The organism is Mycolicibacterium sp. SMGY-1XX, assembly GCF_059132455.1.
On sequence record NZ_CP101139.1, the window covers coordinates 2,956,536 to 2,975,282 of the forward strand.

Sequence of the window (18,747 nt, forward strand, 5' to 3'; positions counted from 1 at the left end):
TCAGATCTCGGTGTCGGTGAGCACTTCGGTGTTGTCGGCCTGAGAGTCGATCAGAGCCGGAGACTTGGCGTACGGGTTGTACTCATTGGTGGCCACGTCTTCGGGTTCGAGGGCCGCTTCCTCGGGGGTCAGCGTGCCCACCCGGTCGGCCAGGCCCCACCAGAATCCGGTCTGCTCCTTGTCCAGGATCAGGTTGTTGGTGAAGTAGTACTTGGTGATCTGTTCCTTGGGCAGACCCGTCAGCCGGGCCACGATGTCGCGGTACTCCTCGGGGTGGGCGTTGGCCCAGTTGGCCGTTTTGCCCAGTACCCCGACGAACGCGCGGGTCTGTTCGGGGTACTTGCGGATGAACGCCCCGCTGGCGCTGATGGGTGCCAGTCCACCCTCGCTGCCGGAGTTGTCGTAGTCGGAGAACGCCACTTTGACCGCCGGGTCGGTACGCAGCACCCCGTTCAGCGGCGGGTGGATCACCGCCAGGTCGATGTCACCCTGCTGCAGTGACTGCGGCAGCAATGTCTCGGCTTGCGTCAGGAACTTGACCTTGGTGATGTCGACGCCGTTCTTGACCAGATAGTCCTTGAGGATGAACTCCGCGCAGCCCTTCAGTGACGACAGGCCGACGGTCTTGCCTTCGAGCTGGTCGAGGTTCGACTCGTTGAGGTCGGAGTCCTCACGCACGAAGTACTCCATGTGCGGCTCGTCCTCGGTGGTGTAGGTCCACGACGAGATCACCTTCAAGTCCACTCCGGCGGCCACCGCGGACAGTGCCCGGTTGAACATGAAGCCGGCGAAGGTGACCTCGCCGTTGCCCAGCAGCGCGGGCACTTGACCCGAATCGATGTCGCCGAGGAATTCCGGTGTGACACCGCTGCCTTCCCACAGGCCCAGCTCGTCGGCGATCTTCACCAACGACGGGGCGGTCTTGCTTTCCACCCACTTGAAGGTCACCGGGTTGGCGGGATCGAGCGGCACCACGTCGCCGGCATCCACAGGCGCGGCGGTGTCGGCTGACGAGCAGCCGACGAAGGTCGTCACGGCCATCGCCGCAGCCAGCAGTGTGATAGCGGCGCGGCCGAAACGGTTGTGGGCCTTGCTCTGTGGTCTGCGCATGGGATCATGGTCGGGCTTGCACGCAGTCGCGACAAGCGGTCTGCGCTACAGGATTCTTTAAGTTGCGCTACTGATTGCCGCTTGGGCGTCCGGCAGACCGGACAGGGCCTCGGCGGCATCGAGTGAGCGCGGTTCGTTGCCACCGCGCGCGTGCTCGGTGGTGACGCGCTGCAGGTACTCGTTGACGGGGGCCCGCAGACCCAGCAGCCGGGCCTGCAACACGATTTCCCCATTGAGCCAGTCGATTTCGACATCGGTGTGACCACGGGTGATGCTCTGCCAGGTGGAGCCGTAGTATTCGTCGCGCAGCTTCCCGCTCAGCAGTTCGCCGCGACGGGCACGGTCCTGCGCTGCCGTGATGAACGCGATGCCGGCCCGAGTGAGGATCTGCTCTGCTTCGCGGCGGGCGCGGGCCGTGAGCTCGTCGGCGGCCGCGCCGGGCTGGAACGCGGCAGTCACGCCGTTGCCCAGGTTGGCGATCAACTTGCGGTGCTTCCAGGCCATGATGTCGTCGCGCACCTCCGAGGAGAACTGCGCGGCCCGCAGTGTCGAGGCCAGCTCCTCGGCCAAGGGGTCGCGCCCGCGCGGATACCGTCCGATGTCCAGGATCCCGGCCACCGGATGGCTCTGCTGGATCACCACTCCGGGTTCCAGGTGAGCGGCAGGCATCGCCACGATCACCCCGTAGACATCGGCGAATCTGCGCAGGATCGCCGCCTCGTTCGCGACGCCGTTCTGAACGGCGAACACCGGGGTGCCAGTGGGGGCGTGCGCGGCGAGATCGTCGAGCGCCGCTGCGGTTTGGTGACTCTTGACGGCGAGCAGGACCGCTGGTGCGGTACTCCAGTCGACGTCGCCGGCATCACGGGCGGCCGGCAGGTCGATGACAGTCGAATCCTGCTGTGTCACGAGCCGGAGGCCGCGGCTGCGGATCGCCTCGAGGTGCTCACCCCGCGCCACCGCGGTGACCCCGACGCCGGCCAACCGCAGCCGGGCGGCGATCACACCGCCGATGGCGCCCGCTCCGTAGACGACCACGGGGCGACTGGTCGGCGTGGATCCGTCGGTCATGGTCTGATTTCTCCTAGCGCACGGGTGCCGGCTGCCGCAGCCGCGGCAGCAACTGGTCGCCTACCCGCTCGACCTCGGACTTGTACGGGGTGTCGGACAGGACGAAGTGGCTGACGCCCAGATCAGCGTAGCGTTGCAACGCGGTGCTGACATCAGCGGCGGAGCCCACCAGCCAGGTGGTGCCCGCCCCTCCGCCGCCGTAGCGGCCGGGCGTGGTGTACAGGCACGAGTCGAGCACCTCACCGCGTTCGGCGAGATCGAGCAGCCGGCGCTGGCCCACCGCTTCGCTGGGTTTGCGCGAATGCAGATCTGGCCGGCCCGCGATCGCCGCGATCTTGGCCTCGGCGTCGCGCCAGGCTTCCTCGGTGGTGTCACGCACCAGCGTGGTGACGCGCAAACCGAACTCGAGTGGCGCGTGCTCACGACCCACCGTGTCCGACAGCGTGCGCAGCCGGTCGATCCTTTCGGCCACCCCGTCCAGCGGCTCGCCCCAGAACAGCTGCACATCGGCTTCGGCGGCGGCCACCCGCTCGGCGGCCTCCGAGGCGCCGCCGAAGTAGAGCCGCGGGTGGCGGCCGTGTTCGGCACCGACGGGGTGCTGTGCCACGGTGGAGTTCTGCACCCGGAAGAACTCGCCGTCGAAGGTCACGTCTTGGTGGTGCCAGAGGCGCCGGACCAGGTGCAAGAATTCGCGGGTGCGGTCGTAGCGGCGGGCTTTGTCGAATTCGCCGTCACCGTAGGCGGCCGGGTCGTCGGTGCCGCTGACGATGTTGATGAACAGCCGGCCACCGCTGAGCTGGTCGAGTGTGGCTGCCGCGCTGGCGAAGTGAGCGGGATGCCAGTAGCCGGGGCGGATGGCCACCAGCGGGGCGAATGTGGTGGTTCTGGCGGCGATGGCGGTGGCGACGGTGAAGGTGTCGGGCCGTCCCCAGCCGGTGCCGATCAGTGCCCCCGCCCACCCGTGCCGTTCGGCGCGCAACGCCAGGTCCACCGAGTAGTCCAGCGTGCCCCAGCCGTCGACGGTATCGTCGCCGCGGTGCCCCGGTTCGACCGTGTTGGGGATGTACCAGAGAAATTCGTGGTGTGTCATCGGCTCACCGCGGCCGCGGCGGCCTGAGTCCTGCGCAGGTCGGCCAGCACCAGATCCCGGGTGATCGCCTCCACCAGGCGGGGCACCCCGACCCGCAGGCTGGGGATGTCGCCGACCGGCCTGCCGAAACTCACGTTCGCGCCGATGCTGAAGACGTGGATGTCGGCCAGCCAGGGCGCGGTGCCCGGCTGCTTCTCGGTGAACTCGTAACCCGCACCCAGATACGGTGCTACAGACAGCAACTCGTTCTCCGAACCGGCCGGGGGCGTGAACCGGTCCTTCCACCGCGCGATGTACGGGGCGATGGTCGCCAGTTCGGCGCGGGTGTTGGGATCCTGCTGATAACCGGTGCCCGCGATCACGAAGTCGAAGCTGTGCTCACCGTCACCGGCCCCGACCCGGACCCGGCCGTCGGCGGCCTCGGCGCTCACCCACGGCGCGGAGACGTGCAGATGATAGTTCGAGAAGGCAGCCGCCCGGGTCACCGAATCTTCCGGCACATTGGCGCCCGCGTTGGCGGCGTCAAGACGCTGCTGCCAACGCTGCTCGTCGGGTAGGAGGTGGAAGACGTCCTGCACCAACGGGTTCGGTCGCTTGTTGAGGTTGGCGACCACCACCGCCGGGCGGCGGGTGAACACATGCACCTCGGCGGCACCGGCTTCCAGCGCGGTGGCCGCGGCGTCGAAGGCCGAGGCGGCCGCCCCGAGCACCGCCACCGATCTGCCGCGCAGCGCGGCGAAATCGATGGCATCGGCGGTATGGGCCCACAACGAACGTGGCAGAGCCGTGAGTGCATCGGGAACGTGGGGGCCGCCGGTGCCGGCGACACCGCCGGCCAGCACGATCTTGCGGGTGTGCTCCGTCCAGCGTCTGCCGCCCTGTTCCAGCGTCAGTCGCAAGCCGGAACCGGCCGGCTCGATGTCGGTGACCCGGATGCCGTGCCGGATGTCGACGCCCACCTGCTGCCGGAACCAACTCAGGTAGTCGGCCCAGTCGGCGGTCGCGATCCGGTCGATATCGTCGAAAGCCGCTGCCCCATGCCGGCTCTCGAACCACGCGCGGAACGACAGCGCGGCGTTGCCCAGCTCGGGACCGGAGATGGTCTTGGCGGTGCGCAGCGTGCGCATCCGCGCCCTGGCCCGCCACGCCGAATCCGCCTCGCCGAGTCCGGCGTCGATCACCGTCACCCGGACCACACCGGCCCGCTTCAACGCATGGGCGGTGGTGATACCGCTCTGGCCACCGCCGATCACCGCCACGTCATGCTCGACGTCGTCGGTGGCGGCGATCCAGTCATGGCCGTCGAGGCCCAGCAGTCGCAGCGATTCCTGAGCCGCCACACCGGCGATATCGGTCACGGAAAGGTTCCTCTCGGGTTGGGGGGTGCGGGTCATCACACACCCGCGCGGGCAAGCAGATTGGTGTTGGCGGGGCGTTCCAGCCCGTAGTGCCCGCGCAGGGTCTCGGCGGTGTACTCGGTGCGGAACAGGCCGCGGGCGCGCAAAAGCGGCACCACATGGTCGACGAAGAGTTCGAGACCCGATGGCAGCAGCGGCGGCATGATGTTGAAGCCGTCGGCCACCCCGCCCCGGAACCATTCCTCGATGGTGTCGGCCACCTGCTCCGGGGTGCCGGTGAACGTGCGGTGACCACGCCCTCCGCCGAGGCGGCCGATCAACTGACGCACCGTGAGACGTTCGCGACGCGCGAGCTCCACGATCAACGTGTAGCGGCTCTTGGCGCCCTCGATGGCATCCTCGGGCAGCAGGTCGGCGGGCAGTTCGCGGTCCAGGTCCAGCTGCTCGAGCGGCACCCGCAAGGTATTGGCCAGCTGCTGATGGGCGTACTCGGCAACGATGGCCTCATCCAGCTCCCGGTCCTTGGCCGCCGCCTCGGCTTCGGTGCTGCCGATCACCGGGACGATCCCGGGCAGGATCTTGATGGTGTCGGGGTCACGGCCCACTGCGACGGTGCGCGCCTTGAGGTCGGTGTAGAACGCCTCGGCCTCCGCGAAGGTCTGCTGGGCGGTGAACACCGCCTCGGCGAACCGGGCGGCCAGAGCCTTACCGTCCTCCGATGAGCCTGCCTGCACCAGCAGGGGGTAACCCTGAGGTGAGCGGGGGATGTTCAGCGCGCCTTCCACCGAGAAGAACTCTCCACGGTGTGCCGGCGGATGGATCTTCGCGCGGTCACCCCACACACCGGCGGCCTTGTCGGCCACGATTGCGTCGTCTTCCCAACTGTCCCAGAGCTTTTGAGTAACCTCCACGAACTCCTGCGCGCGGGCATACCGCGTGGCGTGATCCGGCAGGTCGGTCAGGCCGAAATTGCGGGCCGCGTCCAGGGTGGCGGTGGTGACGATGTTCCACCCGGCCCGCCCGCGGCTCACGTGGTCCAGGGAGGCGAACCGGCGGGCCAGGTTGTAGGGCGAGTTGTACGACGTCGACGCCGTGGCGATGAGCCCGATCCGTTCGGTCACGGCCACCAGCGCGGTCAGCAGCGTCAGCGGTTCCAGCACCCCCAGCGGCCGCCTGCCCACGTCACCGTTGAGCTGCGGACTGTCGGCCAGGAACAGTGAATCGAAGGTGCCGCGCTCGGCGATCCGTGCCAGTTCGGCGTAGTGCGCGACGTCGGTGGCGGCGTAGGGATCACTTTCGGCCAAGCGCCACGACGCCTCGTGGTGCCCGGTGCTCATGAGGAACGCGTTGAGGTGTAGCTGACGGGTGCTCACGGGTCGCAACGTATCGACACCCGAGGTGAAAATCTCCGAACTTTCGCTACGGGAAAGCTGTAGTGGGAGTGCGTTGATCAATCCCAGCACCCGTTACAAGCTGGGACAATGGTCAATATCGTCGAGCTCGCCCCGGTCTTCGCCGAGGCGGACCACCCTGACTTCGTTGTGGTCAACGGCATCTGGAACGCCCGCGACGAGTCCGCGTCGCTGGCACGCACGCGCGGCCACGCCTACTGGCGGCCCGCCGACGGCGGTGTGCGCGACGCCGAGCTGTCCTCCGCCCTGGCCATCGCGAACGCGGTGATCATCGCCCCCACCGCGGCGGCGGCCACCGGGATGCGGCAGCCGGTCGACGGAGCGCAGGCCGGCCGGACCGTCGGACACCGCCTGCTCGACCACTTGAGCGCCGACTGGCCCGACGTGCACGTGGTGCTGGTGTCCCATTTCCTGGTGGGGCACGGCCACGCACACCGCAACGCCAAACCCCAGACCTGGGGATTGCGCGCGCTCGAAGCGCATCTGCGAGCGGGCCGCAATCCGTACACCATCCTGCGCCCGACGTGGCTGTCCACCATTCACGACGCGTCCTACCAGATCCGGCTCACCGGGGACCAGCACGCCGACGGACTGGTCAGCACCGCCAGCATCGCCGCCGCGGTGATCGCGGCAGTGGAGCATCCGCAAGAATCGGCCGGGCGCACCGCCGCGATCTACAACCTGAGCATTCCCGGGGCTGCAGCCACCGCCGACCTAGCAGACCAATTCGCCGCTCTGGAACAGGATTTCGAGACGGTGGCGGTGTGAGCGCAGTCCTGCCCGCAGTGGGGCAGCACGAATGGGAGGCGACGTTCGGACGCGACGAGCTGGGGCGCCCGGTGCCGCCCAGCCGGCATCTGCTGGTTCTCGTCGAGTTGGCGGGGCGCCCCGACGAACAAGCGGCCCGACACCTCGAGAACGCGCTGTCGGCGCTGGAACGTCGCTACTCTCACGACCGCGACGGCCTGCTGTCGACCGTCGGCTGGGGGCCGCGCTGGTGGGACCGCCACACCGAGTATCCGGGCCTGATCGCCGCCGCCGCACGGATGTCGCGGTGGGAGGACCCCGTGATCGATCAGGCTGATGCGATCTTCCACTTCGCCAGCGATCACCAGGACATCCTCGACGACGTGCGCCAGCACCTGTTCGGCAGCGGTGAGTCGGCGCAGGGGGAGTACCTGACCGTTCAGGAGGTGCGAACCGGCTTCGTCGGCGCCGGACTGCCCACCGAGGCGTTGCCGGAGTTGGGAATCCCGGCGTCATCGCCACTGTTGTTCGGCTTCCATTCGGTGCATCGTGGCAATCAGGCCCCTGAGCGCGCGATCACCATCAGCGACGGACCTCTGGCCGGCGGCACCACCCAGCACGTCAGCCGGATCGCACTGGATGTCGCGCGCTGGCAGTCCTATGACCGGGACCGTCAAGCCGCCCTGCTGTACGCGCCCACCGTGACTGCAGCGCAGGCGGCTGCCTTCGTCGACGACGCCCCGAGCGACTACGAACGATACGAGCACACCGTCCGCCAACACGGCATCGTCGGGCACGCTCAGGCGGCCGCACGCGCCCGCGTCGACAACGTGCCGGTGATCAACCGTCGGGACTTCGCCACCGTCGACGACGGCCTGCCGGGCACCCACTTCGTGTCTCTGCAACGAGAACTGCGTGACTTCAACAACACCCGGGCCATCATGAACGCCGCCGACGGCGCCGATCACCACCGCGGGGTCGGGGCCCGCCGCCGTAACGGCATCAACGCGTTCTTCGACGTCACCCACCGCGCCACCTTCGGGATCCCGGCCCGCCCGCTGCGCGCCTACCCGCACCGCCGCCCGTGATCCCGGTCGTCGACCGATCCGGATCCCGCCTGACCCCCACAGAACAGGAGCACCGCTGATGTCGACGGACGCCGCCGACGCGATCCGCGAGATCCTGGCCGATCCGGCCCTGCCGGTGACCGCGCTGCTGGACGGTATCTCGGGACACCCCGGCGTGGACGCCGAGCGGATCATCGCCCTGCGTGAAGCACACGACTACCTGGTCAGCCGTAGGCTGGCCCGCTCGCCGGCTCTGCTCGAGGAAGTGCGCGGCATCGACCCGGCGTTGGCGTCCACGCTGCGCTGGCACACCACGCTGGTGTCGTACCTGTCTGGGCTGCCCCCGTCGCGGCCACGCAACGCCGTCCTCGGCGACGTGCACCGCGGGGATCTGCTGACCTGGGCCGACGCGGTGGTGACCTGGCAGTGGAATGCCGATGCCTCACGCGCTGACGGCCTTCTGGAGGTCGCCGAATTCCCCGGCCTCTACGACTCGATACTGTTGTGGGACAACCACTCCCGATCGGTGTTCGTCCTGCCGACGCACCGGGACGGCATCAACTGGACACCCGGAGACAGTGGCTGGCTGGTGCGCGTCGACAACGCCTACCTGCACGGTGACGAACTGATCGTCACCGACGACCCACGCGATCACCCCGACTTCTGAGACAGGAGCGTCCCGATGACCGGCACCCTCACCGCCCGCCCGCCTGCGATCGACTCACCGCAGCTGCAATCGGTGATCGACGAGATCGCCGCCGACGCACGGCGCCGCCGCGAGGATCCGGCGGCAGATCCGCAACCGCGGCGGGCATTGCAGCTGGCCCGCGACCATCGACTGGGTGCGGTGCGGCTCCCGGCCGAACTGGGCGGGGGAGGCTACTCCAAGAGACAGTTCTTCGAGCTGGTGATCCGCCTGGGGGAAGCCGACCCGGATGTTCCGCACATCCTGCGGGTGCACTGGGGTTTCGTCGAGGACCGCTTGCGCCGCCGCAGGATCGAGGAGGGCCGGCCCTGGCTGGCGCAGATCGCCGAGGGAATCCTGTTCGGCGGAGCCAACTCCGAGCTCAACGACCGCCCGCCGGGGTTGTACTCGTTCGACACCACGCTGCTGGCCGACGGTGACGGATACCGGCTCAACGGGCGAAAGTTCTACAGCACCGGCAGCCTGTATTCGGACTTCCTCCGGATCACCGCCAACGACGCCGACGGCGCCCAACTCAGTGTGCTGATCCCCGCCGACCGCGACGGGGTGGTACACGAAGACGATTGGGACGGCATCGGTCAAGCGCAAACTGGCAGCGGCAGTACCGTTTTCGACAACGTGCACGTCCACGCCGACGAGGTGATCCCGTTCGAGCGGTTCGGCGACACCGACAAACCGCGCGGCTCACAACCGCAGCTGATCCTGCACGCGATCGCCGCAGGCATCGTGCGGTCGGTCACCGCCGATGCCGCCGAGCTGGTGCGCACCCGGCGGCGCAGCTACTCCTGGGCGGTCACGGCAGAGCCCCGTCACGATCCGCAGCTGCTGCAGGTCATCGGATCGCTGTCGTCGGCGGCTTTCGTCGCCGAGGCCACCGTGTTGGCTGCCGCCGATGCACAAGACCGGGCGGCTGAATTCGCGTTCGAGAACGGACGCGCCGACGACGAGCTCGAGCACCAGGCGTCACTGCTGGCGTCGAAGACGAAAGTGGGTATCGAGGAACTCGCGCTGCGGGTGGCCGGCGACCTGTTCTCCGTCGGCGGTGCGTCGGCCACCCGGGCCTCGGTGCACCTGGATCGGCACTGGCGCAACCTGCGTACCTTGTTCTCCCACAACCCCACTGTCTACAAAGCCCGAGTGGTCGGCGATCACCTGGTCAACGGCACTGCGCTGCCGCGCGTCGGATTCTTCTGACGCGGCGCACCGCAAGAGAAAACCCTGGAACCACCCGGCCGCGTGCCGCAGGAGCCTGAGGGTTCCGGAGCGCGCTCAGTGCTGCGCAACAGCGGTTGCCGCGCTTGACAATTCGCAGACGCACCGTGCCTGTACTCATGCACGCCATCACACAGACGAGGACACATGCCCCGATTCAGCAAGTTGATCGCTGCCGCCGCCACCGTGGTGATGCTGGCGTCCTGTTCCAGCCAGCAACAGGCACCCAGCACCGGGCCCACCGGTGAGCCGCAGCAGGGCGGCACACTGACGTTCTCGGACGTGCAGTTCGTCACCGACGCGCTGAGCACCAACTACACCACCGCCAACCTGCTGTTCCAGGTGGTCGACCGGCTGGTGTACATCGACCCGGAGACAGGCGAGGTGCACGGCTGGCTGGCGCAGGAATTCTCGCGCAACGAGGATGCGACGCAGTACACCTTCACCATCCGGGACGGGGTCACCTTCAGCGACGGCACCCCGCTGAACGCCGACGTGGTCAAGGCGAACTTCGATCAGCTGGGCAACGGCGATCCGGCCAAGAAGATCCCCGCGTTCAGTGATTTCGTCGGCTACGACCGCAGCGAGGTCAACGGCAACACCATCACCGTCTTCCTGGACCGGCCCAACACCAACTTCTACAAGGTGGCCGCCAACGGACGCGCGGCCATCCGCGGCCTGGCCACCCTCGCACTCGACTACGACGGCCAGTCCCAGATCCAGAACGTGGTGGGCTCAGGCGCTTTCGTGATCGAATCGCAGATCCCCGATCAGGAAGTGGTCCTGGCCAAGCGCTCGGACTACGCCTGGCCACCGGCCACGTCACCCAATCAGGGTGCGGCCTACCTCGACAGGCTGGTGGTCCGGGTCATCGGCGAGCCCGGCCTGCGGGCCGGAGCGGTGCAGTCCGGGCAGGTGGATCTGGCCCGCGGTATCCAACCCTCCGACGAACCCGCCCTCAAACAGGGCGGTTTCCAGGTGATTCCGGTGGCAGCGCCGGCGCTGACCGTCAACCTCGTCGGGTTCCGGGTGGGCAACGAACTTGTCGACGATTTCCGGGTGCGACGGGCACTGCAGCTCGGGATCGACCGCCAAGCCGTGGTGGACACGGTGCTGTCCGACAGCTACCAGGCCAGCGATTCGGTGCTGGGTCACGACGACCCCCTGTACACCGACGTCAGCGCAGACATCGGGTACGACCCGGAGAAGGCGGCGGCGCTGCTCGACGAAGCCGGCTGGAAGGTCGGCAGCGACGGCATCCGCGAGAAGGACGGCCAGAAACTCAATCTCACCTTGGCGGCGTCCAATCAGAGCGTGGTGTTCCGTCCTGCCTTCGAGTTCATCGAGGCGGGCTGGCGCGAGCTCGGCGTCGGTTTGGTCAACCGAGCCGGTGACACCACGTTCTTCAACGCGTCCAACACCGATCCGGCAACACCGCTGCTGGGCACCAGAACCGGCTACAACATCGGGCTGGGCCTGCTGTTCGGCAGGCCGAACGGAAACCTCACCTTCACGGAGAATGCCGACCTGATCACACTCTCGGACGAAGAGCTCAAGTCCACCGACCCGGCGCAGCTCAAGGACGTGGTGGCCCGCGAGCAGCAGAAGATCATCGACGAGCAACTGGCGCTGATCCTCTGGGACGAGGTGCAGGTGCACTCGGCGGCCCCGGACGTTCACGTCGAGTTCTCCAACTACACCGAGCCGCTGCTGCAGAGCGCCTGGAAGTCCGGGCAGAGCTGAGCATGCTCAGGTACGTTCTCGCCCGCATCGGCCAGTCACTGCTGGTCCTGCTGCTCGCGTTCACGGTCATCTTCTGGGGCGTCAGCATCCTGCCTGCCGACCCTGTGACGATCTTCGTCGCCAAAGGGGAGGGTTACTTCAATCCCGATGTGGTGGAGCAGGTCAAGCAGTTCTACGGCTACGACCGGCCGCTCTGGGAGCAGTACGTCACCCAGCTGAACCAGCTGGCACACGGGCAATTCGGTTTCTCGCTGTCCAGCGGGCAGTCCGTCACCGGTCGGATCGGGGGCGTGATCGGCGAGACGCTGAAGCTGGCCACCACGGCCACCGTGATCGCCCTGCTGCTGGCACTGACCATCGTGGTGGCGGCCACCACAGGCAAGGTCGAGTGGCTGCGCTCGTTCATCCGAAGCATCCCGCCGCTGTTCAGTGCGGTCCCCACCTTCTGGCTGGGACTGGTTGTGCTGCAGATCTTCTCGGTGCAACTCGGATTGTTCTCGCTGTTTCCGGACGGGTCACTGGTGTCGCTGTTGGTGCCCGCTCTGGTACTGGCGGTGCCCATCTCGGCGCCCATCGCGCAGGTGCTGCTCAAGAACGCCGAGGCGACGTTGGCACTTCCGCACATCAACACCGCACGTGCCAAGGGTGGGACCCCGGGCTGGGTGATCCGCAAGCATGTGCTCAAGAACGCCGCCGGGCCCGCACTCACCGTCACCGCCACCACCATCGGCGCACTGCTCGGGGGATCGGTGGTCACCGAAACGGTCTTCTCCCGTTCGGGTCTGGGCACCGTGCTGCTGGACGCGGTTTCCACCCAGGACATCTCGCTGATCCAGGGGCTGGTGCTGCTGACCACGGTGGTGATCGTGGGCGCCAACCTGCTGGTGGATCTGATCTATCCCATTCTCGATCCGCGGGTCACCAAATCGCAGCGGCAGGGTTTCAACACCCGGTTGGGGAGGTTCAGCTGATGGTGGCCCTCACAGAGCCGGCCTCACCGTCGGTGTATCGCCGGCTCGGGGACCGGGTACTGGGCGCGGTGCGATCCGCGCCGTGGTCGGTCCGGATCTCCGGTGCCGTCCTGGGGCTGGTGACAGCGTGGGCACTGGCGCCTGGCTGGTTCACCGACCAGGATCCGCTCAAAGGCAACGCGGTGGAGAAGTTCTCCCCGCCCAGCCTGGCCCACTGGTTCGGCACAGACCACCTGGGTCGCGACGTCCTTGCCCGGGTCATCCACGGCACCTCGCACACGATCCTGACCGCGGGGCTGGCCGTCGCGGTCGGACTCGTGGTGGGCAGCATCATCGGGGTGCTCGCCGGCGTGTCCGGCCCCGTGCTGGACTCCGTGGGCATGCGAGCCGCCGACGTGCTGCTCGCTCTGCCGAGCTTCCTGGTCTCGGTGTGGATCGTCACCGCCTACGGCCCGGGTCCGCTGTCGGCGGGCATCGGCGTCGGTATCGGGTCCATCGCGATCTTCGCGCGGGTGTTCCGCGCCGAGGTGTTGCGGGTGCGTGCGCTGGACTACGTCGAGGCGGCGTTCCTGTCCGGTGAGACGCGCTGGGAGGTGATCCGAAAACACGTCCTGCCCAACGCTCTCGGTGCGGTGGTGGCGTTGGCCGTGATCGACCTCAGCGGAGCCATCCTGGCCATCTCGGCGCTGGGCTACCTCGGCTACAGCGCGCCGCCACCCACCCCCGAGTGGGGGCTGCTGGTGGCCGAGGGCCGCAGTTACCTGGCCACCGCCTGGTGGCTGACCTCACTGCCCGGCGCGGTGATCCTCGTGGTGATCGTCGCACTCGGGGTCGTCAGCAGGCGAGTGCTGAAATCCAACCGGATCTGACCTGGAGGACGCACCATGGCCGAACCCCTGCTCCAACTGTCCGACCTGACGGTGACCTACCGGGGTGAGCACACCGACACCGCAGACAAAGTGGCGTTGGACAAAGTGAACCTGACGGTCGACCGCGGCGAATTCGTCGCGGTGGTCGGCGAATCCGGTTCCGGCAAGACCACTTTGGCCAACGCCGTGGTGGGACTGCTGCCGCCCGCGGCGACGGTGAGCGCCAGCGGTCTGTCGCTGGCGGGGCAGAGTACCGTCGGCCTCTCCGAGCGGGCGTGGAGCCGGCTGCGTGGGAGGACGGTGGGGCTGGTACCACAGGACCCCGGCGCCTCCCTGAACCCGGTGCGGACCGTCGGCGCGCAGCTCGCGGAGATCTTCGAACTGCAGAAGGCGAAACTCGGCCGGCAGGAGATACGGTCACGGTGCGTCGACCTGCTCGAACAAGTCGAGATCGACCACGCCGAGCGACGGCTCAAGCAATACCCCGGCGAGTTGTCCGGTGGTATGCGGCAGCGGGTGCTGATCGCCATGGCGTTCGGCCTCGACCCTGAACTACTGGTCGCCGACGAGCCGACATCCGCGCTCGACGTCACCGTGCAGAGCCACGTGCTACGGATCTTCGACCGGCTGGTGGCCGAACACGGCACGACCGTGCTGTTCGTCACGCACGACATCGGCGTCGCCACCGACCACGCCTCGCGGGTGGTGGTGATGCGGCACGGCAAGGTGGTGGAGGACGCCGATGTCGAGAGCATCGTCCGCGCCCCGCAATCGGAGTACTCCGCGCGCCTGGTGCACCGTATCGGGGCGATCAACCGGCCCGAGCGCCCCACCGCAGCCGAAAGCGAGGTGGTGATCGCCGTCGAGAACCTCGCCAAGGAGTTCCGCACCGGCCGCCGCGCCAAGCACCTGGCTGTCGACCAGGTGAGTCTCGATGTACGGCGCGGCGAGACGGTGGCGCTGGTCGGGGAGTCCGGGTCGGGCAAGTCCACCACTGCCAAGATGATCATCGGGTTGACCAAACCCACCCGGGGCACCGTGCAGGTGCTCGGCCGCGACATCACCGCTCTGCGTCAACGGGAGCGCCGCGAGCACTGGAAGGACATCCAGTTCGTCTACCAGAATCCCGATTCGGCGCTGGACCCGCGGTGGACCGTGCGGCAGATCCTCGACGGTCCGTTGCAGGCCTTCGGCGTCTCCGACCGTGCCGAACGGGCCACCCGGATCACCGAGGCGCTCGACAATGTGAACCTGGCTCAGGACAAGCTCGATCGCCGGGTAACCGAGTTGTCCGGCGGAGAACGGCAACGCGTTGCGATCGCCCGGGCACTCGTGGTACGTCCCGCGGTGCTGCTGCTCGATGAACCGTTGTCAGCGCTGGACGTCGTGACCCAGGATCAGATCATCGGCCTCCTGCTGGCGCTGCAGGACCAGCTGGGACTGAGTTACCTGTTCATCTCCCACGATCTGTCCGTGGTGCAACGCATCTCACACCGCGTCGTGGTGCTCAAGTCCGGCAGAGTCGTCGAAAGCGGCGACACGGCTGCGGTGTTCGCCGCTCCGCAAGCCGAGTACACCGGTGCGCTCATCGAGGCGATCCCGGGCCGGCGGCTCGCGGGATTGGCCGCTGCGCCGTGACCGCGGTGTTCTTCGTCTCGTCGGAATTCCATTTCCAGGACCGGTTTCCACGTTGGAAAAGCGCCGAAGCGCAGGCGGCGCCGGCGAACCGGCGGACCCGTCCGCACGACGTGGCGCGGTTCGCCCGGGAGTTGGAGGGCATCGGCTTCGACGCCATCTTCATCGCGGACTTCGCCGGCCTGAACCGCACGCAGATCCGCTATCGGGGCCCGCGCTTCTTCGAACCGCTCACCCTGGCGACGTACCTGGCCGCCCACACCGAGCGGATCGGGCTGGTGATCACCCAGTCCACCCAGTTCTCCGAGCCCTACACCGTGGCCCGGGAACTCACCTCCTTGGACCGGCTCTCCGGTGGCCGCGCGGGATGGAACGTGGTGACCTCTTTCAACGGCGAGGCCAACTACGGGTACGCCGAGATCCCCGCTCCCGCAGACCGTTACCGGCGCGCGCGGGAGTTCCTCGAGGTCACCAAATCGCTGTGGCGGTCGTGGGCCCCGGATGCGGTGATCGCCGACCGGACAGCCGAGGTATACGTCGACACGGACAAGGTGACCGACATCGGCTGGGAGTCCGAGCACTTCCGGGTGCGCCAAGCCCTCGACCTGCCGCCGAGCCCGCAGGTGTTCCCGCTGATCGCCCAGGCCGGCGCGTCGGACATCGGCATCGCCTTCGCCGCGGAAAGCGCCGAAGTGGTGTTTGTCGCCAGCCCCGACATCGACGCGGGCAAGGCTTACTACCGCACGCTGAAATCCGCAGTGGTCGCCAACGGGAGGGCCGCCGATGACCTCAAGGTGTTGCCCGGCCTCAGGATCTACCTGGGTGACGACGACGAACAAGCCTGGGCGGCTTACCGATGCGAGCTGACCGACCTGGACCTGGAACGGGCACGTGACGCGACCACCTACGAAGTGCCGGGCCTGGATCTGTCCGACCTGGGCCTGGACGACACCATCCCGGCGCAGCGATTCCCGGACCAGGCTGAACTCGAGCGCCACGGCCGCCGGGTGAGCCGCGCGCTGATCTACCGGCAATGGGTGCACGATGGCACCTATTCGCGGCTGCGCGACTTCCTGCTGCGCTATGCCACCTCGTTCGGCCACTTCCAGATCATCGGAACCGCGCAGACCGCTGCCGACACCATCACCCGGTGGATCGACGAACAGGCCAGCGACGGCTTCATCCTGCTCGGCGGATCGAGCTTCGACCGCATCGCCGGTGAACTGATCCCGTTGCTACGCCGGCGCGGAATCTTCCGGGAGGAAGCAGGTACGCCGACCGGACTGTTGCGAACCAGACTGGGCACGCACACACCCGGTCTACCGGGGGCACGAAACAACGTCTGAGACAGCGGAATCGCCGTGACCTGATCGCGTTGGCTCAGGACGCGACGCTGAGTTCTTCGTCCGAGCGTTGCGGCAACGCATCAGCTGCGATCAGCCGGAGGGTACGCAGGATCAGCGCGATGTTCGGGTCGCGGTGCCGGCCGGCGCGGACCACTGCGCTGATGGTGCGCCCACCCAGCTGCAGATCCGGCACGATCAGCGATTCCAGCCGCTGCGGCACCGACAACCGGGGAACGATCGCCGAGGCGGTTTCGGTGGCCGCCAGATCGCAGATGTTCTGCGCGCCGATCAGGCGGTGTTTGACCTGCGGGGTGAATCCGGCACTTTCGCCGGCGCGCATGACAGCAGCACCCAAACCGGAGTTCTGCGGACCGGTCACCCACTGGTTGTCCGCCAAGGCCGCCAGGCCGCCCTTACGGATGCGTAGATGAGACTGCTTGGGTGCGAGCAACACCAGCGGTTCGAACAGCAGAGCCTCACTGGTGAGTCCGCCCACCGAGTTGTCGCCGAGGAAGTCGTAGCTGCAGGTGATCGCGACGTCGATCTCGCCTTGGCGCAGCAGGCGGAGTGCCTCGGGACTGTTGGTCTGTTGCACCTCGATCCGCAGATCGGGTTCGTCTGCGGACAGTCGTTGCATCAGCGGGACAGCCAGGGTGGGAATGCCCATGTTGAACGCGGCGATCGCGACCTGGCCGGAGGTCCGGTCACGGGTGGCGGCCACCGCGCTCATCGCCTCGTCGACGGCGTTGAGGACGCGGCGGACATGGTCGACGAGCACCTGCCCGCTGCGGGTCAGTCCCAGGGTGCGGCCCTCGCGGCGGAACAGCACCGCGCCGGCCTCCTCCTCTAGCACGCGAAGTTGTTGAGAAACAGCAGAACTGGTGATGTTGCGGCGCTCGGCCACGGCCGTCACCGAACCGAGATCAGCGAGATCGCACAGCAGCATCATGCGGCGTAGATCGAGCATCACGCACCCCCGCTGATCGTTGCGGACGGTGCGGGAAACAGAGAACGGGACATGTCTTGGACCTCATCAATGTGCGAGAAAACGGCCTGATTGCCGGGCAATCGGCCGGGCGGTGGCTGCGCTTGGGCGCGCGACAGAAGCGGCGTGTGTTGACGGTGTGAAAGTGCGTCAGCGACAACAGACAGCGCTACAGGAGCGCATGAGGTCGACATGCAGTCGAGCGATGAGATCCACCGATGTCACGGATCAGATGGTGGCACACCACACGTCGGAACACAGGTGGCAATTTCCACCTGTGTCCGACGGCGATGCTCTGAGCTGCGGTTATCCTGCGGCGGCTCCAGAAATCACCGCGGATGTAATTCCGGCTGCGTCCAGCCGGCGCCGCGCCTCGGCATAGACATCGCCGGAAAGCGGACCCCGCCGCGCGGCGCGGGCGTTGTCGCGGACATGCTCGGGATCGGCCGTTCCGGCGATGATCGTGGTGACGCCGGGGGTCGAAAGGGCGTAACGCAACAGGAATCCCTGAACACTGTCACCGTCGCGGAGTTCGTCGAGACCGGTGTCGGCGAAGGTCACCGCGCGCCCGTCGGCGGTCTTTTTCTCCCGTTTGCCGGCCTGGGCGACACCGCCGCGCACGATGATTCCGATACCGCGTTCACCGGCGAGGGCGATCCGGTCCTCGAGCTCGCGTTCGAGTGCCGAGAACGGCACCTGCAGCGCCTCGAAGTCGGAGATGTCAAGGTGGTCGTCGATGGCGGGCAGGGTGGACGACACCCCGAACGCACGGATCTTCCCCTCCGTGCGCAGTTCGGTCAGCGTGAGCAGCACGTCGTCACGCTGCAACACCTCCAGCGCCGGGCTGATGTGCAGTTGCAACAGGTCGATCCGGTCGGTCCGCAGCCGCCGCAGGCTCTGTTCCACACCGGCGCGGATGTTCGCTCGGGAGTAGTCGTGCACCAGCGGCACCCCCGGTGTGGCGTCGGGCTGGAAGTCCAGTGGGCAACCGGCTTTGGTGGCCAGTACGTACTCATCGCGGCGGGTGCCGATGTGCTTGCCGATCCGCTCCTCACTGAGCGCGTAGTCGATCGAGGTGTCGATGAACGTGATGCCCTCATCCAGTACGGTGTGCAGAACCCGCGCGGCGACGGACTCCTCCAATGGCCGGGGATTCCGATGTGGCGTTCCCCGCAGTTCCATTGCGCCGAAACCGAGGACGCTCACCTCCGGACCTCTGGCGCCGAGCCGTCTTCTTTCGAGAGGGCGATCTAGATCGGTCACTTCTGATACTCCTGGTCGACTCGAATGTTCCGGCGCTGATGCTCGTCGGTGTCCGGGTGCCCGATCAAGGACCGTGGACTACGGGTTCGGTAAACGAAAACTGAGGTTAAGAACCACTGAAGGGTTCCGGTAGCCGATCAGTGTTGTTCCCGTTCGGAGGAC

Annotated in this window: 16 protein-coding genes; 9 read left to right on the plus strand and 7 right to left on the minus strand. The window is 67.4% G+C overall.

The window, feature by feature from the left end; translation table 11 throughout:
• Genes NL241_RS14560 through NL241_RS14580 form a run of 5 tightly spaced genes read right to left on the minus strand, consistent with a single transcriptional unit; the run spans position 1 to position 6,002 of the window.
• Positions 1-1,110, minus strand: coding sequence for an ABC transporter substrate-binding protein (locus tag NL241_RS14560; RefSeq protein WP_494397908.1), 1,110 nt, complete (start codon positions 1,108-1,110; stop codon positions 1-3).
• A gap of 57 nt (positions 1,111-1,167) precedes the next feature.
• Positions 1,168-2,181, minus strand: a complete 1,014-nt coding sequence (locus tag NL241_RS14565) for a ketopantoate reductase family protein (protein WP_494397909.1) — start codon at positions 2,179-2,181, stop codon at positions 1,168-1,170.
• A 13-nt stretch (positions 2,182-2,194) separates the two neighbouring features.
• Positions 2,195-3,271: an LLM class flavin-dependent oxidoreductase gene (locus tag NL241_RS14570; RefSeq protein ID WP_494397910.1), complete on the minus strand. Its 1,077-nt coding sequence runs from the start codon at positions 3,269-3,271 to the stop codon at positions 2,195-2,197.
• On the minus strand, positions 3,268-4,629 hold the full coding sequence (locus tag NL241_RS14575; RefSeq protein ID WP_494397911.1) for an FAD-dependent oxidoreductase: 1,362 nt from the start codon (positions 4,627-4,629) through the stop codon (positions 3,268-3,270). The genes NL241_RS14570 and NL241_RS14575 overlap by 4 nt, the downstream gene beginning before the upstream one ends.
• Before the next feature lie 35 nt (positions 4,630-4,664).
• Positions 4,665-6,002 carry an LLM class flavin-dependent oxidoreductase gene (locus NL241_RS14580; protein WP_494397912.1) on the minus strand — a complete coding sequence of 446 codons (1,338 nt, stop codon included), beginning with the start codon at positions 6,000-6,002 and terminating at the stop codon, positions 4,665-4,667.
• Positions 6,003-6,110: 108 nt separating this feature from the next.
• Here NL241_RS14580 and NL241_RS14585 point away from each other — a divergent pair, with 108 nt between their 5' ends.
• The 9 genes from NL241_RS14585 (at position 6,111) to NL241_RS14625 (ending at position 16,337) form a co-directional block, all read left to right on the plus strand.
• Positions 6,111-6,809, plus strand: coding sequence for an NAD(P)H-binding protein (locus tag NL241_RS14585; RefSeq protein WP_494397913.1), 699 nt, complete (start codon positions 6,111-6,113; stop codon positions 6,807-6,809).
• Positions 6,806-7,876 (plus strand): DUF7405 family protein, encoded by a 1,071-nt coding sequence (locus tag NL241_RS14590; RefSeq protein ID WP_494397914.1) that lies wholly within the window; start codon positions 6,806-6,808, stop codon positions 7,874-7,876. The genes NL241_RS14585 and NL241_RS14590 overlap by 4 nt, the downstream gene beginning before the upstream one ends.
• Before the next feature lie 58 nt (positions 7,877-7,934).
• Positions 7,935-8,522, plus strand: a complete 588-nt coding sequence (locus NL241_RS14595) for a ComEA family DNA-binding protein (RefSeq protein ID WP_494397915.1) — start codon at positions 7,935-7,937, stop codon at positions 8,520-8,522.
• A gap of 15 nt (positions 8,523-8,537) precedes the next feature.
• Positions 8,538-9,755, plus strand: a complete 1,218-nt coding sequence (locus NL241_RS14600) for an acyl-CoA dehydrogenase family protein (RefSeq protein WP_487692499.1) — start codon at positions 8,538-8,540, stop codon at positions 9,753-9,755.
• Between the two features lie 165 nt (positions 9,756-9,920).
• Complete coding sequence (locus NL241_RS14605; RefSeq protein ID WP_494397916.1) at positions 9,921-11,516, plus strand: ABC transporter substrate-binding protein; 1,596 nt, start codon at positions 9,921-9,923, stop codon at positions 11,514-11,516.
• 2 nt (positions 11,517-11,518) lie between these two features.
• Positions 11,519-12,487, plus strand: a complete 969-nt coding sequence (locus NL241_RS14610; RefSeq protein WP_487692501.1) for an ABC transporter permease — start codon at positions 11,519-11,521, stop codon at positions 12,485-12,487.
• Complete coding sequence (locus NL241_RS14615; protein WP_494397917.1) at positions 12,487-13,356, plus strand: ABC transporter permease; 870 nt, start codon at positions 12,487-12,489, stop codon at positions 13,354-13,356. The genes NL241_RS14610 and NL241_RS14615 overlap by 1 nt, the downstream gene beginning before the upstream one ends.
• Positions 13,357-13,371: 15 nt before the next feature.
• Positions 13,372-14,994, plus strand: coding sequence for an ABC transporter ATP-binding protein (locus NL241_RS14620; protein WP_494397918.1), 1,623 nt, complete (start codon positions 13,372-13,374; stop codon positions 14,992-14,994).
• Positions 14,991-16,337: an NtaA/DmoA family FMN-dependent monooxygenase gene (locus tag NL241_RS14625; RefSeq protein ID WP_494397919.1), complete on the plus strand. Its 1,347-nt coding sequence runs from the start codon at positions 14,991-14,993 to the stop codon at positions 16,335-16,337. Before NL241_RS14620 ends, NL241_RS14625 begins: the two co-directional genes overlap by 4 nt.
• 34 nt (positions 16,338-16,371) lie before the next feature.
• On the opposite strand, the gene NL241_RS14630 is transcribed toward NL241_RS14625, so the two are convergent.
• On the minus strand, positions 16,372-17,304 hold the full coding sequence (locus tag NL241_RS14630) for a LysR family transcriptional regulator (protein ID WP_487692504.1): 933 nt from the start codon (positions 17,302-17,304) through the stop codon (positions 16,372-16,374).
• A gap of 324 nt (positions 17,305-17,628) precedes the next feature.
• Complete coding sequence (locus NL241_RS14635) at positions 17,629-18,528, minus strand: aldo/keto reductase (RefSeq protein WP_487692505.1); 900 nt, start codon at positions 18,526-18,528, stop codon at positions 17,629-17,631.
• Positions 18,529-18,747: the final 219 nt, after the last annotated feature.

What these genes read in the sequence shown, in the direction of transcription:
- NL241_RS14630 (WP_487692504.1), bottom strand. Translation starts at nt 17,304, where the DNA reads ATGCTCGATCTACGCCGCATGATGCTGCTGTGCGATCTCGCTGATCTC.
- NL241_RS14610 (WP_487692501.1), top strand. Translation starts at nt 11,519, where the DNA reads ATGCTCAGGTACGTTCTCGCCCGCATCGGCCAGTCACTGCTGGTCCTG.
- NL241_RS14605 (WP_494397916.1), top strand. Translation starts at nt 9,921, where the DNA reads ATGCCCCGATTCAGCAAGTTGATCGCTGCCGCCGCCACCGTGGTGATG.
- NL241_RS14600 (WP_487692499.1), top strand. Translation starts at nt 8,538, where the DNA reads ATGACCGGCACCCTCACCGCCCGCCCGCCTGCGATCGACTCACCGCAG.
- NL241_RS14560 (WP_494397908.1), bottom strand. Translation starts at nt 1,110, where the DNA reads ATGCGCAGACCACAGAGCAAGGCCCACAACCGTTTCGGCCGCGCCGCT.
- NL241_RS14570 (WP_494397910.1), bottom strand. Translation starts at nt 3,271, where the DNA reads ATGACACACCACGAATTTCTCTGGTACATCCCCAACACGGTCGAACCG.
- NL241_RS14620 (WP_494397918.1), top strand. Translation starts at nt 13,372, where the DNA reads ATGGCCGAACCCCTGCTCCAACTGTCCGACCTGACGGTGACCTACCGG.
- NL241_RS14585 (WP_494397913.1), top strand. Translation starts at nt 6,111, where the DNA reads ATGGTCAATATCGTCGAGCTCGCCCCGGTCTTCGCCGAGGCGGACCAC.
- NL241_RS14595 (WP_494397915.1), top strand. Translation starts at nt 7,935, where the DNA reads ATGTCGACGGACGCCGCCGACGCGATCCGCGAGATCCTGGCCGATCCG.
- NL241_RS14615 (WP_494397917.1), top strand. Translation starts at nt 12,487, where the DNA reads ATGGTGGCCCTCACAGAGCCGGCCTCACCGTCGGTGTATCGCCGGCTC.
- NL241_RS14565 (WP_494397909.1), bottom strand. Translation starts at nt 2,181, where the DNA reads ATGACCGACGGATCCACGCCGACCAGTCGCCCCGTGGTCGTCTACGGA.